The 19,008-nt window shown below is 31.7% G+C and carries 26 protein-coding genes and 2 pseudogenes; 26 read left to right on the top strand and 2 right to left on the bottom strand.

Annotated features, from left to right (window positions below; translation table 11 throughout):
- Positions 1-122: 122 nt before the first annotated feature.
- From O4O04_RS07535 to O4O04_RS07495, 9 genes are all read left to right on the top strand, one after another.
- Positions 123-443 (top strand): type II toxin-antitoxin system RelE/ParE family toxin, encoded by a 321-nt coding sequence (locus O4O04_RS07535; RefSeq protein WP_336297504.1) that lies wholly within the window; start codon positions 123-125, stop codon positions 441-443.
- Positions 424-735, top strand: a complete 312-nt coding sequence (locus O4O04_RS07530) for a helix-turn-helix domain-containing protein (protein WP_442915935.1) — start codon at positions 424-426, stop codon at positions 733-735. Before O4O04_RS07535 ends, O4O04_RS07530 begins: the two co-directional genes overlap by 20 nt.
- Positions 736-960: 225 nt before the next feature.
- Positions 961-2,151 (top strand): hypothetical protein, encoded by a 1,191-nt coding sequence (locus O4O04_RS07525; RefSeq protein WP_272535196.1) that lies wholly within the window; start codon positions 961-963, stop codon positions 2,149-2,151.
- Between the two features lie 389 nt (positions 2,152-2,540).
- Complete coding sequence (locus O4O04_RS07520) at positions 2,541-2,849, top strand: nucleotidyltransferase domain-containing protein (protein WP_272535195.1); 309 nt, start codon at positions 2,541-2,543, stop codon at positions 2,847-2,849.
- Positions 2,850-2,879: 30 nt separating this feature from the next.
- Complete coding sequence (locus O4O04_RS07515; protein WP_336297503.1) at positions 2,880-3,236, top strand: HEPN domain-containing protein; 357 nt, start codon at positions 2,880-2,882, stop codon at positions 3,234-3,236.
- 210 nt (positions 3,237-3,446) lie between these two features.
- Positions 3,447-4,658, top strand: coding sequence for a hypothetical protein (locus tag O4O04_RS07510; protein ID WP_272535194.1), 1,212 nt, complete (start codon positions 3,447-3,449; stop codon positions 4,656-4,658).
- A complete protein-coding gene (locus O4O04_RS07505; RefSeq protein WP_272536046.1) occupies positions 4,627-4,953 on the top strand; it encodes a suppressor of fused domain protein in 327 nt (108 codons plus the stop codon). The genes O4O04_RS07510 and O4O04_RS07505 overlap by 32 nt, the downstream gene beginning before the upstream one ends.
- A 199-nt stretch (positions 4,954-5,152) precedes the next feature.
- Positions 5,153-5,884 (top strand): RDD family protein, encoded by a 732-nt coding sequence (locus O4O04_RS07500; RefSeq protein WP_272535193.1) that lies wholly within the window; start codon positions 5,153-5,155, stop codon positions 5,882-5,884.
- A gap of 451 nt (positions 5,885-6,335) precedes the next feature.
- Complete coding sequence (locus tag O4O04_RS07495; RefSeq protein WP_272535191.1) at positions 6,336-6,647, top strand: hypothetical protein; 312 nt, start codon at positions 6,336-6,338, stop codon at positions 6,645-6,647.
- A 749-nt stretch (positions 6,648-7,396) separates the two neighbouring features.
- Here the strand turns inward: O4O04_RS07495 and O4O04_RS07490 are convergent.
- Both O4O04_RS07490 and O4O04_RS07485 read right to left on the bottom strand, forming a co-directional pair.
- Positions 7,397-8,254, bottom strand: a complete 858-nt coding sequence (locus O4O04_RS07490; RefSeq protein WP_272536045.1) for an IS3 family transposase — start codon at positions 8,252-8,254, stop codon at positions 7,397-7,399.
- 14 nt (positions 8,255-8,268) lie between these two features.
- Positions 8,269-8,574: a transposase gene (locus O4O04_RS07485; protein WP_272532654.1), complete on the bottom strand. Its 306-nt coding sequence runs from the start codon at positions 8,572-8,574 to the stop codon at positions 8,269-8,271.
- A 177-nt stretch (positions 8,575-8,751) separates the two neighbouring features.
- Here O4O04_RS07485 and O4O04_RS07480 point away from each other — a divergent pair, with 177 nt between their 5' ends.
- From O4O04_RS07480 to O4O04_RS07405, 17 genes and pseudogenes are all read left to right on the top strand, one after another.
- Complete coding sequence (locus tag O4O04_RS07480; protein ID WP_442915934.1) at positions 8,752-8,931, top strand: type II toxin-antitoxin system HicA family toxin; 180 nt, start codon at positions 8,752-8,754, stop codon at positions 8,929-8,931.
- Positions 8,928-9,353: a type II toxin-antitoxin system HicB family antitoxin gene (locus O4O04_RS07475; protein WP_272535190.1), complete on the top strand. Its 426-nt coding sequence runs from the start codon at positions 8,928-8,930 to the stop codon at positions 9,351-9,353. The genes O4O04_RS07480 and O4O04_RS07475 overlap by 4 nt, the downstream gene beginning before the upstream one ends.
- Positions 9,354-9,848: 495 nt before the next feature.
- Positions 9,849-10,259 (top strand): hypothetical protein, encoded by a 411-nt coding sequence (locus tag O4O04_RS07470; RefSeq protein WP_272535189.1) that lies wholly within the window; start codon positions 9,849-9,851, stop codon positions 10,257-10,259.
- Positions 10,260-10,534: 275 nt separating this feature from the next.
- Positions 10,535-10,789: a UPF0175 family protein gene (locus tag O4O04_RS07465; protein ID WP_272535187.1), complete on the top strand. Its 255-nt coding sequence runs from the start codon at positions 10,535-10,537 to the stop codon at positions 10,787-10,789.
- 3 nt (positions 10,790-10,792) lie between these two features.
- Positions 10,793-11,272, top strand: coding sequence for a PIN domain-containing protein (locus tag O4O04_RS07460; protein ID WP_272535186.1), 480 nt, complete (start codon positions 10,793-10,795; stop codon positions 11,270-11,272).
- A 349-nt stretch (positions 11,273-11,621) separates the two neighbouring features.
- A complete protein-coding gene (locus O4O04_RS07455) occupies positions 11,622-11,870 on the top strand; it encodes a transcriptional regulator (protein WP_272535185.1) in 249 nt (82 codons plus the stop codon).
- The gene (locus O4O04_RS07450; RefSeq protein WP_272535183.1) at positions 11,863-12,297 is read left to right on the top strand and encodes a type II toxin-antitoxin system VapC family toxin; all 435 of its coding nucleotides are present in this window, start codon (positions 11,863-11,865) and stop codon (positions 12,295-12,297) included. Before O4O04_RS07455 ends, O4O04_RS07450 begins: the two co-directional genes overlap by 8 nt.
- A 784-nt stretch (positions 12,298-13,081) precedes the next feature.
- Positions 13,082-13,429 carry a DUF4258 domain-containing protein gene (locus tag O4O04_RS07445; protein ID WP_272535181.1) on the top strand — a complete coding sequence of 116 codons (348 nt, stop codon included), beginning with the start codon at positions 13,082-13,084 and terminating at the stop codon, positions 13,427-13,429.
- Positions 13,426-13,659 carry a YgiT-type zinc finger protein gene (locus O4O04_RS07440; protein ID WP_272535180.1) on the top strand — a complete coding sequence of 78 codons (234 nt, stop codon included), beginning with the start codon at positions 13,426-13,428 and terminating at the stop codon, positions 13,657-13,659. The genes O4O04_RS07445 and O4O04_RS07440 overlap by 4 nt, the downstream gene beginning before the upstream one ends.
- 270 nt (positions 13,660-13,929) lie before the next feature.
- Positions 13,930-14,177 (top strand): annotated as a pseudogene (locus tag O4O04_RS20450) (DUF6364 family protein).
- Positions 14,174-14,593 carry a type II toxin-antitoxin system VapC family toxin gene (locus O4O04_RS07435; RefSeq protein WP_272535179.1) on the top strand — a complete coding sequence of 140 codons (420 nt, stop codon included), beginning with the start codon at positions 14,174-14,176 and terminating at the stop codon, positions 14,591-14,593. The pseudogene O4O04_RS20450 and the gene O4O04_RS07435 overlap by 4 nt, the downstream one beginning before the upstream one ends.
- Positions 14,594-15,080: 487 nt before the next feature.
- Positions 15,081-15,338, top strand: coding sequence for a helix-turn-helix domain-containing protein (locus O4O04_RS07430; RefSeq protein WP_272536043.1), 258 nt, complete (start codon positions 15,081-15,083; stop codon positions 15,336-15,338).
- A 12-nt stretch (positions 15,339-15,350) separates the two neighbouring features.
- Positions 15,351-15,818, top strand: a pseudogene (locus O4O04_RS07425) (integrase core domain-containing protein); the annotation flags it as partial.
- A 702-nt stretch (positions 15,819-16,520) separates the two neighbouring features.
- Positions 16,521-16,955 carry a DUF4304 domain-containing protein gene (locus O4O04_RS07420; protein WP_272535177.1) on the top strand — a complete coding sequence of 145 codons (435 nt, stop codon included), beginning with the start codon at positions 16,521-16,523 and terminating at the stop codon, positions 16,953-16,955.
- A 101-nt stretch (positions 16,956-17,056) separates the two neighbouring features.
- Entirely contained in the window at positions 17,057-17,659 is a 603-nt protein-coding gene (locus O4O04_RS07415; protein ID WP_272535175.1) for an SMI1/KNR4 family protein, read from the top strand.
- Positions 17,660-17,688: 29 nt separating this feature from the next.
- Positions 17,689-18,336, top strand: coding sequence for a DJ-1/PfpI family protein (locus tag O4O04_RS07410; RefSeq protein WP_272535174.1), 648 nt, complete (start codon positions 17,689-17,691; stop codon positions 18,334-18,336).
- 49 nt (positions 18,337-18,385) lie between these two features.
- The gene (locus O4O04_RS07405) at positions 18,386-18,841 is read left to right on the top strand and encodes a GNAT family N-acetyltransferase (RefSeq protein WP_272535173.1); all 456 of its coding nucleotides are present in this window, start codon (positions 18,386-18,388) and stop codon (positions 18,839-18,841) included.
- The last annotated feature ends 167 nt before the right edge of the window (positions 18,842-19,008 follow it).

The raw sequence follows: 19,008 nt of genomic DNA, 5'->3' as shown, positions 1-19,008 counted from the left end.
TAGTTTATTCTAATAGTTCAGAAAAATTCAGAACAAGTTTGAAAATTATTTTGCAATAAGTAAGTATTGACATGTATACCATATTTGATATACATGTCCTAGTGAGCTACAAAGTTGAATTAATGGATGAAGCGAAAGAATTTTTATTATCGCTAGAAGCTAAATTGAAAGCAAAATCATTGCGAACGATTGAATTATTGGAAGAGCTAGGAATTGAACTTCGTGAGCCTTTTTCGAAAAAGATTTCGGGTAAGAAAGATTTGTTCGAACTAAGAATAAAACATGGATCGAACATCTGTAGGTTTTTTTATTTTTTTACCCAAGGAAAGATTATAATTTTGACATCTGGATTTATAAAAAAACAAACAAAAACCGATGCTGATCAAATCACAAAGGCCAATACTTTAATGAGGCAATATAAAAATGAAAACAATCACAAGTAAGACAACATCATTTAAATCTATTTTGGATAAAGAATTAAAGAATAAAAGAGTCAAAAAAGAATATGATGCGCTAGAAAAGGATTTTACCTTAGCGAAAGAAATCATAACTCTAAGAAAGTCTATGAATTTAACTCAGAAAGAACTAGCCGATAAAATAGGGACATCGCAACCAGCGATTGCGAGAGTTGAATCTGGTAGTTACAAGAATGTTTCGCTTACTTTCTTAAATAAACTGGCAGAAGCACTTAATGCGGAACCTATAATACATTTTAAAAGAAAAAAGGTATCATGATTGATACTTCGGCTAACTTTCGCTTGCCGCATCGCCGGAATACCGGCTCGGTCTTCGACACATTCCTCTTCGTCACGCTTCTTGCTAAAGCAAGAAGACGCGCCGACGCTAACGCCTACTCTGGAGGCTCAGCTACGAGGAACGTCGGCAAGCTCATTCGTTATTCGTCATTCTTGTTGAATATAAAAAAGTAATTAATTTTATAAATAAAAAAAGGATATAAAAATGATAATTTTAAATGTAAACAAAATTAATCTTTTGATAATACTTGTATTTCCAATTTTTGGAATATTGAGTCAATCTATAGATTGTGAGATAGTAGTTACTTCTTCAAAAAAGGATGCAAGTGTAGAACCATTTGAAAATGAAGAAACCTTAATTATTAATTTTGATTACGCTAGTCAAAAAATTAATACTAAAATAAATAATTTTCATAATATTGATGTAGTTACTCGTGTTGAAAATTTCTATACTATTTGCAAACACCAAGGTTCATTTAATCAGGATTTGTTAAATTTTAACCGAATTAAAAATCTAAAAAAAGAGAATGAAATATTCAAAAATCCATTAATAAATTGGATAAATAATCCAAATGAAAAATGTTCAAATCGCGAAGAAGGAATAAAGTATTTTCATGGTTTCATAGTATACTTTCGTCCTAAGCCCTCAATCGAACTTACAAAAAAAGAAATTGATAAAATTAAAATCTCTTTATCTGAAAGAACAAAAGTAGAGGACATAGAATCTGAAGAAAGTAATCCTTGTGATAAAAATCAAAAAATTTTAAAAGATGACGTAGTTAAGAAAGTTTTCGATAGAAATAAAGAATGGAGTGAAATGTTAATAGTTGCAGATTTAACTGGTAGCATGTATCCGTATACAAATCAATTGATATTTTGGTTTAAATTAAATACTCTAAAGAATAAATTAAAAAGTTATCTTTTTTTTAATGATGGAGATATGAATCCAGATAAAGGAAAAAGACCTATGATGACTAAGGGTCTTTACTATTCCGAAGTTTCTAAATTTGAAGATATCAGATCACTTGCAGAAAAGACTATGAAAGCTGGGTATGGTGGAGATTCACAAGAAAACGATATTGAAGCTCTAGTTTCAGGGATAGAGCATTGTCCATCTTGCAAAGATATAATCTTAATTGCAGATAATTTCTCCAGAATGAGGGATTTAGAATATTTTGATTCTATAAAAAAACCAGTTAAAATTATTATTTGTGGTTTTTATGGAATAATTAATCCCGAGTACATATATCTAGCTTGGAAAACTGGGGGCTCCATTCACACAATAGAGGAAGATATTTTGCATCTATCCAAACTAAATGAGGGAGAATCCATTAAAATTGGTGATAAATATTATTTATTAAAAAATAATAAATTTGTTTTAATGAACGATATATAAATATGAAATCTATTTGTATTAAAGCTTTGAGATAGAACGACGAATAACTCCGTCTACCTGTAAAAACCCTTGCTCCTTGTCCTAAGGTAGAGGAGCTTCGGCTCCATTCGGGTGTCACTGCGATTGCTTTGACTCACTTTGTTCGTCGCAATCTCGTGCCAACGGTAACGCCTCAGGTTTCTAATCCTCAGGGACGGAGCCCTTCGGGAAACCAGAGGCTCATCTCTCCCGAACGGCAGGTAGACTCCTCGTTATTCGAAATTGACTACGGTTCTTTTAAACTTAGTAGTTAAATTCGGTCGTCGGACAGTTTCATTAAAAATTGAAAAGAGGACTTTAGAGAACATTTCATTCTTGATTTTATTTTGGAATAGATTAATTTTTGACTTATGAATGAAGAATTAAATAAACTAAAGGCTCAAATTGTTTTACTTGTGAAGCCTCTTAAAATAATTCTTTTTGGATCTCGTGCGAAAGGAAATTTTAATCAGAATAGTGATTTTGATATTCTGATTGTAATGCCTGATGGAACAAATAAGAGACAAACAGCTCAATTCTTATATCAGAGAATTGATAATATTAATATTTCGTATGATTTCGTTGTCGTTACCGAAGACACTTTGCAAAAATATTCTAAAGATCATCACTTAATTTATTTTCACGCTCTAAGAGATGGAATAGAATTGTATGCCGCTTGAAGATCCTGGAGAGCTCCGGAAACTTGGTTAATTCATGCAAAAAGCGATCTTTTACTCTCTAAAATTGGTGATAGAAATGAAATTTTGCTCAATCAATTATGTTTTCATGCTCAACAATCAGCAGAAAAATCACTTAAGGCTGTATTGATTTTATTGAAAATCGAATTTGAATTTACACATAATATTAAGAGATTAATATCATTTCTTCCATCTCAAGTTGTTATTCCTGCTTTCTTTAATGAACTTACTATTCTTACTGATTATGCAGTTTCTACACGATATCCAGGCGACTATGAGGAAATTGAAGAAAATGAATACAAACGCGCAACATACCTAGCTGAACAAACTTACGATTGGGCTGTCGAAATTGTGAAAGGTATTAAATAAGAAGTCAACTTCGAATAACTCCGCGTTACTGGAAACGTCCTCGCTCCTTTGCCTTTGAAGAAGCGGAGCTTCAGACCCATTCGGGTGTCACTACGATTGCCCTGCTCTCTTCGTTCACAGCAATCTCGTGCCAACGCCAACGTCTCCTTTGGAGACTCGGCTTTCCCGAACGGCAGCAACGCTCCTCGTTAGTCGACATATCGAAATACTATGCTAGAATCTATATTAATTAGAGACCAAAAAGGATCAGTTGGAAATATGGTGGATCTAGGTTCACTTGCAGAAGCATTGATTTATTATGGTGAAGTTCGAGTATTAGCAAAGAAATATATTATAGAAGAGCTTTTACTGAAAATCGGACCTGGTCCATTAATTAGATTATTGGAGACGGGAATATTAAAATTAATATATGAATTTGATATGATTGGAATACATACTAGATCAAATGAAAACAAGGATGAAATTCATAGTCCTGTAATATTCCATGCAGTAAACGATGAACCTGATGAAGCTTTTAGAAATTTACTCTTTTCTTTGACTGGACAAAGTGGAAAGTCGCGCAGAATTGCAAAGAAAATTCAATCTTTAGTAAAAATAATTGATCGCAATGATGATTTAATAAATGCATTTTATAATGATTTAGATAATAAAGAATATATAAATAATTCTATTAAAGAATTATTAAGATTATATGTACCAGAATATACAATACCTCATTCATTTAACTTTCAAGTTAAACGTGAAGACAAGAGTTTTAAAATAGCGACTAATCTAGATTTTCAAGAAATTAATAATTTTTATCATTTAAGAATTCCAAAATCTGATTCTAGTATTGCAAATGCGTATCTAATGAACCATTTACTTGATGCAAGGGAAAATTCAAGACTTTGTGCTGAGTTTAAAAGTGATATTTATATAGATTCTATTAATAGGAAATTATTAGAACTCTGTTTTTCTTCAATTATTCAAAAAACAGATCGAAACATTAAAGAAATAGAAATATTTCAAAATTTCAATTTTGAGAATTCAAAAGCTATTCGAGAAGCAGTTAATAGTGGCCACATAAATTTTTTAGATATTGTTAAACTAGTTGAAAAGTCTTTAAAGTTTAAAGAATGGATTTCTGAAAAAGCTGATGACCATGAGTTAATAAAAGAGTATTTTAAAGAAGTAAATTCAGGTTCACTTATTGATAAAATTCCAGGAAAGACTGTGAGGTGGTCTTTCTTTACAACTGCTGGATTTATTATTGGCTCGGCAGTTGAGTCAGGCTTAGTTGGAACTGGAGCAGGTATTGCACTTAGTGCCTTTGATGCCTTCGTTTTGGATCTAATTGCTAAAGGTTGGAAGCCTAATTTATTTATAGATTCAATAAACAGAGTATTTAAATATATTACGAACTCTTGCGCACTTTCCACATGATAACAAGACCTGGCTCGCATCAGGTCACACATTGCCAAATGGAAATCCTCCTGAATATATTTTCGAAAATTCTCCTGAGCTAACTACATTTCTACTTCTTGATCCCTTAATTAGTTCTGATCGAAGTATCGATATAAATATTGCAGGTAACCCATTACAATTGCTCTGGGTATTACCTATCTCTGATGCAGAATGTAAATTTAAATTAGAAAAAGGCACTGACGGTTTCCTAGATATTTTAGAAAAAAACAAACATCCATTTATCTTTGAAGGAAATCGGAAGAGTTATATTTAGGAATCGCCACTACGTATAACTTTCGCTTGCCGCTTCGCCGGAATACCGGCTCGGCCTTCGACAAATTCCTCTCCGTCACTCTTCTTGCAGAGCAAGAAGACGTGCCGACGCTAACGCCTCACGAGGAGGCTCAGCTACGAGGAACGTCGGCAAGCTCATTCGTTATACGAAATGATTAAAATAACTCGGAAGGTAAATTATGAAATTATTACTTAGAAAAATTTTAGGATTGTTAACAGTTACCCTTGGATTTTATATACTATATATTATCCCAAATTTATTTAAAGAATTAAATAGTTTTGAAGAAAATTATTTTTTGTTGTCTACAATTCCAGTAATTCTTATAGCAACAGGATTTAGGATTGCTTTATTTAAAAAAGTTACGGAAGATGATTATAAAATTTATGGTAGTTTATACAGAAGATTTTCAGCCTTCTTAATTGATTGCATAATTTATTCAGGTCTTTTTATTTTAATTTACTATTTTTTAACTAATTACTATATTCTATTAATTGCATTAACAATGCCAATTACTCCCTTTGTAACACTATTCTTTTTAATTAAATTTGAAGCTACACCTGGAAAAATGCTCTTAGGTTTGAAAGTTTTGAACGATAATTTTCAAAAATTATCATTGAAACAAGCGATACTTAGAACAATAATTGATATTCTTTTTGGAATAATATTAACAATCGGTTATTTGCATGCCATGTATGAATTAAATATGAATATATTTGATGTTTTAAATTTCGATAACTACTTTGATGAATTGAAGAGAAATTTTAGTGCAGTATATAAATTTTTCGATTCTTTAAATTACTTTTGGTTGCTGAGTGAATTTATTGTTATGAATTTTAATCTCAAGAAAAAAGCGATTCATGATTACCTTGCGAATTCAGTTGTTGTAAATGTTGATCAATTTAAAAAATGAACTATTTTCAATCACTTCGTATAACTCCGCTCAATCGGAAACCCCCTTCGCCCTTTATCCTCAATGAAGCGGGCTTGAGACAATTGTCGTGTCACGTCGATTGCTTTTCTCACTTCGTTCACAGCAATCTCGTGCCAACGATAACGTCTCCTTAGGAGACTCGGCTATCCCGAACGGCAGCAACGCTCCCCGTTAGCTGTTAGTTCTGCATAACTATTAAATCCTAAAAATTGCAAACTGTGACTATATATGATATTTTAGAATATACAATTTCATTATTTGATATTTTTAAATGTTTTAATTTTCTAGCACAAGGGAAAATTTGATAATATTAAGGTTCATTTAGTATTTGCAATTCTGTCGAATAAAAATATACTTTATTTTATTAAATTAAAATTCGTTCGTATAATTATCTAATACAAAACTTAGTTAAAGTAAGAGGCTTAAAATAGTGCAAAGAATAATTGATTTACTTTATCTAGGAGTAATTGTCTTTTGTCTAAATTGTTTTCCAAATTTTCAATCACCGCGAGAAGAATGCAAAGAAGGTAAAGGATTAAAGCAAGGGAAGGAAGCTGATGCGAATTATAAATGTTCTTTATCCTTTATGTTAGCGAAAGAGGGAAGAAATTCAAATGGAGAAATAACTCCTGCAAAAATTTCAATGGATGCTGCAATTCTTATTTGTCTTAAAGCAGTTGATGATATACAAAATTGTAATAATAAACATGCAATGAAAACAGGATTGGGATCTATTAAATAGAAATAGCATAAATTAAATTATGATTTTCAGTGACAAAAATTTCAAAAAAAGATCTATATAGGTTACAAGTAAACTTAGAATTGGAGGATTTATTTTAGATTGTATAAAAATTCTAAAAATAGACTGAAATATCTAATTGAAATTCACTTTAGTTAATTGTATTGATATTAATTAAAAATAATAAAAATAAATTGTCAGAACCAACAGCTAACTCCGCGTTACTGGAAACGTCCTCGCTCCTTTGCCTTTGAAGAAGCGGAGCTTCAGACCCATTCAGGAGTCACTGCGATTGCTCTTCTCTCTTCGTTCGAAGCAATCTCGTACCAACGCTAACGTCTCCTACGGAGACTCAGCTATCCCGAACGGCAGCAACGCTCCCCGTTAGTAGTAATTTTCGCTTTTAATTGAAAGTCTAGTTTTATTCTTTTCGAAAACCGCTTAATAAATCAAAAAGTAATAAGGTTTTGCTTAGTTTAAATTTGAACGATTCAACTATGCTATTTATATTTAATTCGTAAGTGAAAAATTATTGATAGAAGTCTGCAAAATCTTAAGGTAGAAAGATGCTTTAGTCGGATCGCGGTTTTCTCAAAGAAAGAAAAATTCAAGCAAGCGTGCGAAAACTACTACTAACTCCGACTACCCACTGCGCTCTGAACGTCGCTAAAGCGACCGCAGAGCTTGGTCTACGACACATAAATTCAGCGCTAACGTCTCTTTGGTACTCCCCCTTTTTTTCGGACAGTAAATTAGGCAGTTCGCATTTTATATAGTTTTTTGAATTCGCTAGGTGAAGTAAAGCCTAAAGTAGAATGAATTCTTTTCCTATTGTAAAATATTTCAATATATTCGAATAAACTTTGTTTTGCTTGTTTCATATCATCATACCTTACATGCCTTATCAATTCAGACTTTAATATTTTAAAAAAGGATTCAGCTACAGCATTGTCCCAACAATCGCCTTTTCTACTCATACTTTGCTTCATTTCACTTTCCTGTAATTTTCTTCGAAACTCCCTAGATGCAAACTGTATGCCACGGTCAGAATGGAATATACAACCTGGCTCTGGTTTGTGTAAATTGAAAGCATTATCAAAGCAGGTTATTAGTGAATTAGATTCTAGGCTTTCGCTTAGATCCCAACCAACTATTTCTCGATTAAACAAATCGATTATCGTAGTTAAATAAAACCAACGAGATTTTACTTCTATATAGGTGATATCTGAACACCATACTTCTCCAGGTTTTGAAGCATTAAATTTTCGATTTAATATGTTTGGAGAAATCTCATTAGAATGTTTTGAGTTCGTTGTTACGACTCTAAACTTTTTCTTGATTTTACTGCGAATTTTCGCTAATTTCATTAATCTTTCTACAAGTTTTCTATTACATAAGTATCCCTCTGTAATCAATGTTTCATAGATTTTTGGGCTACCATATATTTCTTCTGATTCTATGTGGATACGTTTTATCTCAGATAGCAATAGCATATTAAATACTTTTCGTTTACTTAATCTTCTATTCTTCCAGTTGTAATAACCAGACCTAGAGACTTCTAAAGTCTTGCACATTTTCACCACTTTAAAATATAATACGTTATCTTTAATGAATTGATACTTATCTATTTTTGTTGTGGGTCTCTTGTGAAAATGCCTATTGACTTTTTTAAAATTAAATTCTCAGCTTCTAATTGCTGGATTCTCTTTTCTTTTTCAATAAGTAAACTTTCATAATCTTTCTTCCCCTTTTTATTGGGCTTAATTTCTTGTTTCACTTCAGCCATATATTTCGTTCTCCAACCTCTAAGGGTAGATTCTGGTATTCCTAATTCTTTGGCAGTAAAATTACACCTACATCCATTTTCCAAATACCGTTTCAGTGATTGGATTTTGAACTCATGAGGGTAGTCTTTGGGTCCTTGATACATTTGTTTCTCCTTAGCGAAGAACCATTTTTTCTGTCCAGTTTTTTGGGGGAGTACCACTTCGAGACTCAGCTCGAATTTACGTCGGGTAGTCTGAATCGTTATACGACAGTCGTAATATGAGCTTTGGACAATAAATTAATACTTGACATATACAGTTCAAATACTGTATCGTAAATTGTGACAGGAAAAGAATTAATCAAGATTCTGAAGAAAGATGGCTGGAAGTTAGATAGAATAAATGGTTCACATCATATTCTCAAAAAAGATGATAAAACAATTACTGTTCCAGTTCACAGCAATAAAGATATTCCCAATGGAACTTATAATGCTATACTAAAACAGGCAGGTTTAAAATGAAAATATATTATCCAGCAATTATTAAGTTTGATTTAAATGACAAAGTTTTTAATGTCGAATTCCCTGATTTACCAGGTTGTATTACTTTTGGCGATACAGAAGAGAATGCTATTTCTAATGCTCAGGAAGCACTAACTGGATACTTAGAATCCATTGATTCTAGAAAGCTAAGTATACCGGAGCCATCAAAGATGAAAGGAAAATATATTAAATTTATTACTCCAGAAAAGAATGTATCATTCGCAATATGGCTTAAGAAAAATAGGGAAAAACAAGGTTTAAGTCAAAAACAAATAGCTGCGAAGCTAAATATTGCATACCAGACTTATCAACGATTTGAAGATCCTCATAAATCAAACCCGACATTAAAGAATATTATTAGACTTGAAGAAGTATTCCATGAAAATCTTCTTGAAGTATAATTCGACCGTCGTATAACTTTCGCTTGCCGCATCGCCGGAATACCGGCTCGATCTTCGACACATTCCTCTTCGTCACGCTTCTTGCAAAGCAAGAAGACGCGCCGACGCTAACACATCCTTTGGAGGCTCAGCTACGAGGAACGTCGGCAAGCTCATTCGTTAAGCGACATTATTGATATTGCGTTTTGATTATTTAAAATATGATAACAATATTTATCTAGAATATATTTTATATTTTGTAACAATGTTTAATGTGATAGTCCAATTTTTAAAAATCTATAAAAGAAATAGGACTAGAAATATATGGCCTAATTTTACTTTATTTAATTATTTACATTTTACATTTTTTATGCGTTTATTTTGATAATTTATATTTCAAGAGTAAAATAAATGTTTTGGAGCACGTAACTAATCATTAGAAAATAAAGGTAATTTCGTTTTATCTTTTTACTTAGGAACGGCTTAATTATTGTATTGAATAAAGGTCTTTAAATTATGAGCTTTTTAGAAAATTCAGGCATTCCAAATCCCGGAGCTTTTTTAATATTTATTTTAATAAAATTATTAGGCTATACAGGATTTTCAATATATATGACTTCATATTATGATTCTCATAAAGATAAATTTTGGATAGTTGGAATTGTTAGAACATTGATAGGTTTAGCAATTGGAGGATTTTTGATAAACTTGACTTCATTTACTTCTTATGGATTTTCTTTCTTTATCGCTATAGTGCCAATAAGAATTGTCGAATGGTGGATTCTAATTTTTATTTTTTTTGATAGAAGTCTATCAATGAATGGTGAAAATTGGGAAATCGTTTATAAGGGAGTTGTCTTTTCTTTTCTTCTAGACATCCCTTCAATAATTGGATTTTTCTCTATAGGTGAATTAAGAATCTGCTAGTTGTAAATTCAATAACATCGCTTAACTCCGCGTTACTGGAAACGTCTTCGCTCCTTTGTTTTGAGTGAAGAGGAGCTTCAGACCCATTCGGGTGTCACTTCGATTGCTTTTCTCACTTCGTTCACAGCAATCTCGTGCCAACGCCAACGTCTCCTTAGGAGACTCGACTATCCCGAACGGCAGCAACACTCCTCGTTATCTGCAATCGCTCTAAGCCAGAAAATTCTTTATTAATTCTAACTTGACAAAAAAAAGAACATAAAGATTCTTAAACGATGAGTCTTCTTAATATAGAAATTCCAGATCACTTAATTATTGCGCTTAATGAGAATGAAGATAATTTAAAAAATGACTTATTGTTTGAATTTGCTCGAAGCTTAGTTCAAAAAGGAAAACTATCTATCTCACAAGGCGCTGAATTTTCATCAATGAAATTGAATGACTTCATGAATAAATTATCTCTCAGCGGGGTTTCAGTGATTGATTACGATTCAGCTGATTTGGAAAATGAATTAGAAGTATTGAAATAATTCTTGATTTTAATTCCAGATTCATCTCCGTTAATTTCATTCTCGATATTGGATCGTTTAGATCTGTTGGAGAAAGTTTCAGATCAAGTCATAATACCTTATTCAGTATATTCTGAGGTATCCAAGGAAAACAGAAAATACAGTAAAGAATTAGATCTGTGGTCTAAGAGTCGTGTTGTTCAATGTAAAAACATGAATACTTTTCAAGCTTTCAGATTGTCACTTGGACTGGGAGAATCCGAATGTCTTGTACTTGCTAAGGAAATTTTTAACTCAGTTTTACTAATTAATGATAAAAAAGCCAGAAAAATTGCAAAATTAGAGAATGTTAAGTTTGTAGGAACTTTGGGAATTCTTATTTCAGCCAAAGAGAAAGGATATGTTGATCTTATAAAACCATTGATAGAGAAATTAGAAATCGAAAGAATTCATTTATCGAAAGAGTTGATTAACAAAGCATTATTTTTAGCAATCGAAAAATAAACTGAACATTTTTCAATGCGACTGCAGATAACTCCGCGTTACTGGAAACGTCTTCGCTCCTTTGCTTTTGAAGAAGCGGAGCTTCAGACCCATTCGGGTGTCACTGTGATTGCTTTATTCACTTCGTTCACAGCAATCTCGTGCCAACACCAACGTCTCATCCGGAGACTCGGCTATCCCGAACGGCAGTAACGCTCCTCGTTATCTGCAATCCGTTCCTCACCAATCTTAAGAATTTCTTTTAAAAGTTAAATTTTCAAATTATGTTTCGTAGGAATCATAAAGAAATTAAGAAATTCTATTTGACATAAAATTTCAATGTAATACAAAGGTAATACAGGGGTACAACGTGATAAGTTTACGCTTTCCAAAAGATTTAGAAGAAAAATTAACTGAACTTTCACTACTAGAAAGAAAGACTAAAACTGATATTCTGAAAGAATCTTTTTTACAATATCTTAAGAAGAAGGAAGTTTCAAAGAATGCATATGCTTTGGGATTAAAATATATCGGAAAATACAATTCTGGCAAAGCAGACAAGTCAATTAATTACAAAGCTATTATAAAAGAAAAATTGAAATCAAAAATCAATGATTAATGCAATAATTGATACTGGTCCGATAGTTGCATTTTTTGATGGGAGTGATAGATATTCAGAAAAATTTAGAGCGTTTTTGAAAAATTATAAAGGAAATCTTTATACTTCCCTATCTGTTATAACCGAAGCAGCATATTTATTAGAAGATATTCAACCCGCTCAGTTAGATTTGATTGAATGGATTAAAGAAGGAGCGATTGAGTTAATTGAAATAAACAATGCTGACTTCGAATTAATCTTTAAATACATGAAGAAATATAAAGATACTCCAATGGATTTTGCGTATGCTTCTTTAGTTTTATTAGCGCATAAAATCAATTCTAATAATATAATAACCCTTGATTCAGATTTTGATGTTTACCGAACTGTTAATGGAAAGAAATTCAATAATTTAATTTCAGATATAAAGAATCAGAGAGGAAGTTAAAACGGACAGCAGATAACTCCGCGTTACTGGAAACGTCTTCGCTCCTTTGAACTTAAGGAAGCGGAGCTTCAGACCCATTCGGGTGTCACTACGATTGCCCTGCTCACTTCGTTTACAGCAATCTCGTGCCAACACCAACGTCTCTTTTGGAGACTCGGCTATCCCGAACGGCAGCAACGCTCCTCGTTAGTCCTCATCGCCTATAAGAGCGGACATCGTGTCCGCTTTTTTATTTATTAAAGAAAAATTATAAGATTCGTAAAAAAAGAAAATTTAGAAGTTTTCAACTTCGCAACATTCTATTCCTAATTAAAAAAAAGATCTATAAAGTTTTTTAATTACTTTCATTTTTTCAGTCCATGCTATCTTATCGATTTCTTAATAAGTTCATTTTAAAAATTATTTTTAAAGTAATTACAAAAATATTTTGTTTGAAAGTGAGATTATATGACTTTTCAATAATGTCGTGAATGTAAAACACTGTTGCTTTCAATGACTATCCGCTGCGCCTGGAATACAGGCTTGGTCTACGACACATAAATCCTAGTCACGATTCTTGCATTGCAAGAATTCGTGCCAACGCTACCGTCCAGCACCATTTCAAACATTCGCATAGCTCACTAAATGGTGCTGGACTCACCTAGGATCTACGTCGGATAGTCTGACCGTTAAGCGAAATGGCTCAAATTTGAAATTTAAATCAAAAGCAAATTTTCATTTCATTTGTAATATAGGTTTTAAAAATCAGAAAACCATAAAGTTAAAACATTGAAGAATCTACACATTGAATATCATTGTTTATAGAGTGGTTTTTCTAGAACTAATACAGTCAGCTTTTCGGAACAATCGGGTTCTCTATTCAAGGCATGCTAAATTTGAGATGATGAATGAAGAATTGGGGCAAATTACCGATTCCGATATTGAAGAAACAATTGAAAAAGGTGAAATAATAGAGGAATATTTAACTGATAAACCATATCCAAGTGTTTTAATTTATGGTCTTACAAATAAAAATCGTCCAATTCATATTGTTGCAGCTTTTGATTCTGATAATGACTCAACAATCATAATAACGGTCTATGAGCCTGAATCTTCATTGTGGATAGACTATAAAGTTAGGAGAAAAAAATGAAATGTATTGTATGTCATAGTCAAAGTATTGAGCCAAAAGATATCATGGAAGAAATTCATAGTGGAAACGATATTATTTATGTTAAGCTAAATATTCCGGTATGTAGTTCTTGTGGAGAACGGTATTATGATCGAAAAACAATGAAGCATTTAGAAGAAGTTCAGAAGACTGTATTTAATGGAACAAGTAATTTATCTGAGATAGGAAAAGTCTTAGTTTATAAAGATTGATATTTTCATGAAGAAGCCACATCGCTTAACTTTCGCTTGCCGCAGCGCCGGAATACCGGCTTGGTCTTCGACACATAGATCCTAGTCACGATTCTTGCAGGAGCAAGAATACGTGCCAACGGTAACGCCTCCTTTGGAGGCTCACCTAGGATCTACGTTGGCAAGCTCATTCGTTAGTCCTCAGATCCATTAAGCTGAAAATATAATTATATCAAAATAAAAAACATTTGACAATACGTAAGATCTAATCTACTGTCTACGTAGACTATCATGAATACCAAATTAACATTATCAATAGATGAAGAAGTCATTCAAGCTGCTAAAGATTTTGCAAAAAAAATAATCGAAGCGTCTCGAAACTAGTTGAAGAATACCTATTTACACTTTCCAAACAAACAAATTGCAGCTTCGGAAGAGTACCTAAGTTTACAAAAAAATACGCAGGCATTCTTAAAAATCATGAATATTTTGATGCAAGGAAAGAAATCACAGAACATTTAGATAGAAAATACAAATGATGAAAGAGGTTTATTTAGACTCTGACGTCATCATTGATTTTTTATATGGTAGAGAGCCATTTTTTATTGATTCAATTGAAATTATATCACTGATTGAAGAAAAAAAGATCAAAGGATATATTTCATCTTTGATTATTTGGAATCTTTTCTATATTTTATCAAAACAATTGAATTCAAAAAAAGCTAGGGAACTAATTAAAGATTTTAAAAATCTCATTCACATTATTTCTGTTGATGAAAAAATTATTGATTTCGGTCTAAATTCAACGATTAAGGATTTTGAAGATTCAATTCAATATTTTTGCGCTAGAACTAAAGACATCGAATATTTCATAACAAGAAACAAGAAAGACTATCCGAAAGAGGGAATCAAAGTAGTTACTCCGAAAGAGTTTTTGACTTTGTGGAAAGTTTAAAAGATTATTATTGAGTCAGAATTGTATTTTTAAAATTGCGTATCAATTAAAAGTGATTGATTATAAAAGAAAGTATAGAAAAAAGATCCGACGAATAACTCCGCGTTACTGGAAACGTCTTCGCTCCTTTGCCTTTGAAGAAGCGGAGCTTCAGACCCATTCGGGTGTCACTGCGATTGCTTTTTCGCTTTGCTCAAGCAATCTCGTGCCAACGCCAACGTCTCCTTTGGAGACTCGGCTATCCCGAACGGCAGTAACGCTCCTCGTTAGTCGCAATGGCCAAAATGTAAGCCTCAAGAAATGGGTAGCGATTTTGTAGCAAATCATAGGTAACACTTTCAGGTTATTCATCTTTTTTGAACACCTTTACAGGCGGGCTATTGGGATGCCTTGGAAGGAGAATCAGGTCGTGGATTTAAGATTAGAATTCGTTAATGCGAGCTTTGAGAAAGGTATTAATTTCACTCAGCTCTGAGCAGAATATGGCATATCTACCAAGTGTAGATACAAATGTAAAGAAAGGTTTTTAAGTGAGGGTAAGGCAGGACTTCTAGATAAGAAGAAAACGCCAATGAACTTGCCTAAAAAAATTCCGGAAGAGGTTATTCTTGAGCTCATTAAGCTCAGGAACAATAAAAAGTTTTGGGGTTCAAAGAAAATTGTAGAACTTTATAAAAGAAAGTTTCCTCACATTAACTCTCCTGATAAATCTACCATCGATCGAATCGAACCGGGGAAACCTTAACAGAATGGAGCTCATGAAACAATGCATAAGGACAAAGCTCGGGAACTACAACACGAAATCGTCGGGAACTTAACTCTACACCAAAAGTTATTCGATAAATGGAGAATTGTATTCAACAGAGAAAGGCCTCATAAGTCTCTTAACATGAAAACTCCGGAACAAGTCTATGTTAAATCTGAAAAGCATTTTGATCCTAATGCCGATCTCTTGCTCAATTATCCTTTTGGATTCAAGCTGAGACATGTCAATGACAGAAGGAACATCAATTGGCTCGGACATCTCATTATGATTGGTAATCCTTTTAATGGGTTCAATTTCGGTATTAAGAAAGAAGGAGATCTTTACTCTATCTGGTTTGCAAATAACAAATTATGGATTAAAGATAACGATTTCTTCTTGCTTATTTCTGATTCCAATTCAAACAAAGTTCAAAAGCCAAGAAAGGTTACTAAAAAGCGTTACCTTTCTCATCCAGTTTAATCGTTACCTATCCATTGATGTCAGACCTATTGATCCTGTAAGGAAACACTAAGCATAATATTATGCTTCAGGAGACCTCTTTTAATTAGCTGCGTCTATTAATTTAATTGTGCTAGTTAAATACAAACCGGCAAGCAATATGGCAAATAACGGAATAAATACGAATGTATTCGGATCGAACCCCATTATCTGGGGAATACCACAGCAACGCTCCTCGTTATTCGCAATTGCAAAGACAATCTATATTAACGATTCACATATTTTTAAGAATATTTACTTTCCAATTTATTCTATATATTAGCAATCCAATTTTTCAATTTATTTTGATTTATTTACTCTAAATCTAAAGGTTAAAGAATTTGTACTATAGTGCTATAATAAACTTTTATTAATTTGATATTTTCTAGAAATAATATTAATGGATTTAAATTGTGAAATGTTTGAAAGTCTGTATCTTTTTTTTCCTCATTATCAAAATGATTCAGAGTTCTTTTGAATATGACCATTTTCATTGAATTAAGAAATAATATACCCAAGTACCGAAATTCTTGTTTTCATTTTTTAGAAATTAAATATTGATTTAATTTTGCAATTTATGTTTTTTTATATATCTTCATTTTTTAAGACTGTATTTCCTTTTAAATGCAGAAATCAATCAACTTAATGCTTTTTCATAGCAAATAAATAATTTAAATGGAATATTTGAAAGAAATAATTGAATCAATTAAACCATTATTAAAAACTTATGGCTTTTATAAGAATAAATTAAATTGGATCTTTGAAGACGAGAATATAGTGAAAATTCTTAACATTCAGAAATCATCTTTTGGTAAACAAATCTACTTAAATATTGGAATAATTATCAAATCTCTGGAACCGGAAGTTTTCCCTGTAATAAATAAATGTCATATTCAAATTCGATTAGATAATTTGATAAAAGGAGATATATTGGATTTTGAGAATAACATTAAAATTGAGGATAGAGCTACTTTTATTAAAAATCTATTATCAAGTAATCCATATAATTTTTTTACTCTAAATGGAACTCTAAATAATATTAGAAATTTTATAAAAGAATCAAAAACGGAAATTATATTTTTAAAAGCTAAAGAGTATTTAGGTATTGATAATATTTAAAAAAGAATATTTGCAAATGCGACTAACTCCGCGCGACTGGAAGCGTCTTCTCTCCTCTTTATGGGCAAACATTTTTAAATGATATATAACAAGGACAAATAGTGAACAGTACAGTAGATAAATATATTTCTGGTCTAAAAGCATCATATATAAATAATAATGCAGAAGAAGCTTGGCAACGTTTTGAAAAGATTAAACTCGGAGCCAAAATTAAAGATATTAAAAAAATTAATAAAATATATCCTGGTATTCCATCTTCTTTAATTGATATTCTTTCTTTTGTTGATGGAACATACTATAGGGAATATGCTGGAGAAGAAATAACTTTTTATTTTCTTGGCTCTGATGTTCTAGAGTATCCTTATTATTTATTATCATGTGAACAAATCATAAAAAATCAGAATATTGCAATTGAATACTATTCAGAATATATAGAAAGAGAATATGAGGAAGTCGAGATAGATGATAGAATTACAAATAAGTTAAAATCATTAAAATGGCTTCATTTCTCAGATTGCATGAATAATGGTGGCACATCTCAACTTTTTATAGATTTCAGCCCATCTCCCAAAGGAAAGTATGGTCAAGTTGTGAGATTTTTGCATGATCCAGATGAATTAATAGTAATAGCAGATAGTTTTGAAGACTACTTAAATTATTTGATTGATACAAGTTACAATTTTATTCAAGAAGATTTATTTTAATGAAATTGTGTCAATCATTAGATTAAAAAATGCCAGCATATAACTTTCGCAATGCCATAAACAACTCTCATCAGGATAAATTTGTGCTAAACATTGGAATATTAATATTTAATGATATAGAATTATTGGATTTTGCCGGTCCTTTCGAAGTCTTTTCAGTTACGAATGCTCTAAATAAATATGATCTTTGTAATACATTTACAGTAGCAGAAAAGAGATTAGAAATAAAAACTGTGAACGGTTTAAAAGTAAATCCAGATTTTGATATAATGAATTGTCCAAAGATTGATATACTTATAATACCAGGCGGAACAGGAACAAGAAATCTTTTAGAAAACGATACTATTCTTAATTGGATCAAAAATAGCTACGAAATTTCCCAGTTTACTTTTACTGTATGTTCAGGTTCAAGATTGCTTGGCAAAATTGGATTGATTAATAATATAAAGTATACGACCCATCATGAAGTTTTTGAAGATATGATTAAGATTGCACCGAAAGCTTTATTAATAAAAAACGAACGATTTATAGATAGCGGTAAAATACTAAGTTCAGCTGGGATATCCGCTGGAATAGACCTTTCATTATACATGGTAGAAAAATTATTTGGAAATAAAATAATGGAACAGACTAAAACCTACATGGAATATGGAAATTGGAAAAATCTAATAAAATAGATAGAATATTATCAGAATTGTTGAATAAAAATAATCAAAGGATCAAATTTTGCAAAATATCGAGATAAGAAAAGCAGAAATAAAAGATTTAGATGGTCTATCTAAAATTTTTGACCTCTACCGAGTTTTCTATAAAAAAGAATCAAATATAAAGGAAGCTAGAAAGTTTCTTTTTGAAAGATTTGTTAATTTCCAATCCATAATCTTTATTGCAGTAGATATTAAAAAAAATGCAATTGTCGGATTTACACAATTATATCCAACATTTTCTTCTCTATCTATGGGCAGAGCGATAGTTTTGAATGATTTATTTGTATTAAATGAATATCGAAAATTAGGAATAGCTAAACGTATTTTAGCACACGTAAATGATTTTGCGGTTTCGACTGAACTTAAAGGAATAGAACTATCTACATCTAGAACGAACGAAAATGCCCAGGCTTTATATGCAACAACCGGCTATGTAAGAGATGATGAATTTTATCATTATTTTTTGAAGCTTTAGAAATGGGCACTACCGTTAACTTTCGCTTGCCGCATCGCCGGATTACTGGCTCGGTCTTAGACACATTCCTCTTCTTCAGGTTTTACCAATAGAGCTAAAAAAACGGTCAAACAAAAATGAAAATAGTAATCTCAGAAAATCGAAATATTGACATTAATAAAATTATT

The sequence above is a fragment of the Leptospira sp. GIMC2001 genome, assembly GCF_028462125.1.
Taxonomy (GTDB): Bacteria; Spirochaetota; Leptospiria; order Leptospirales; family Leptospiraceae.
Note: the sequence above shows the minus strand (reverse complement) of the source record. Positions and strands in the feature narration are given on the sequence as shown.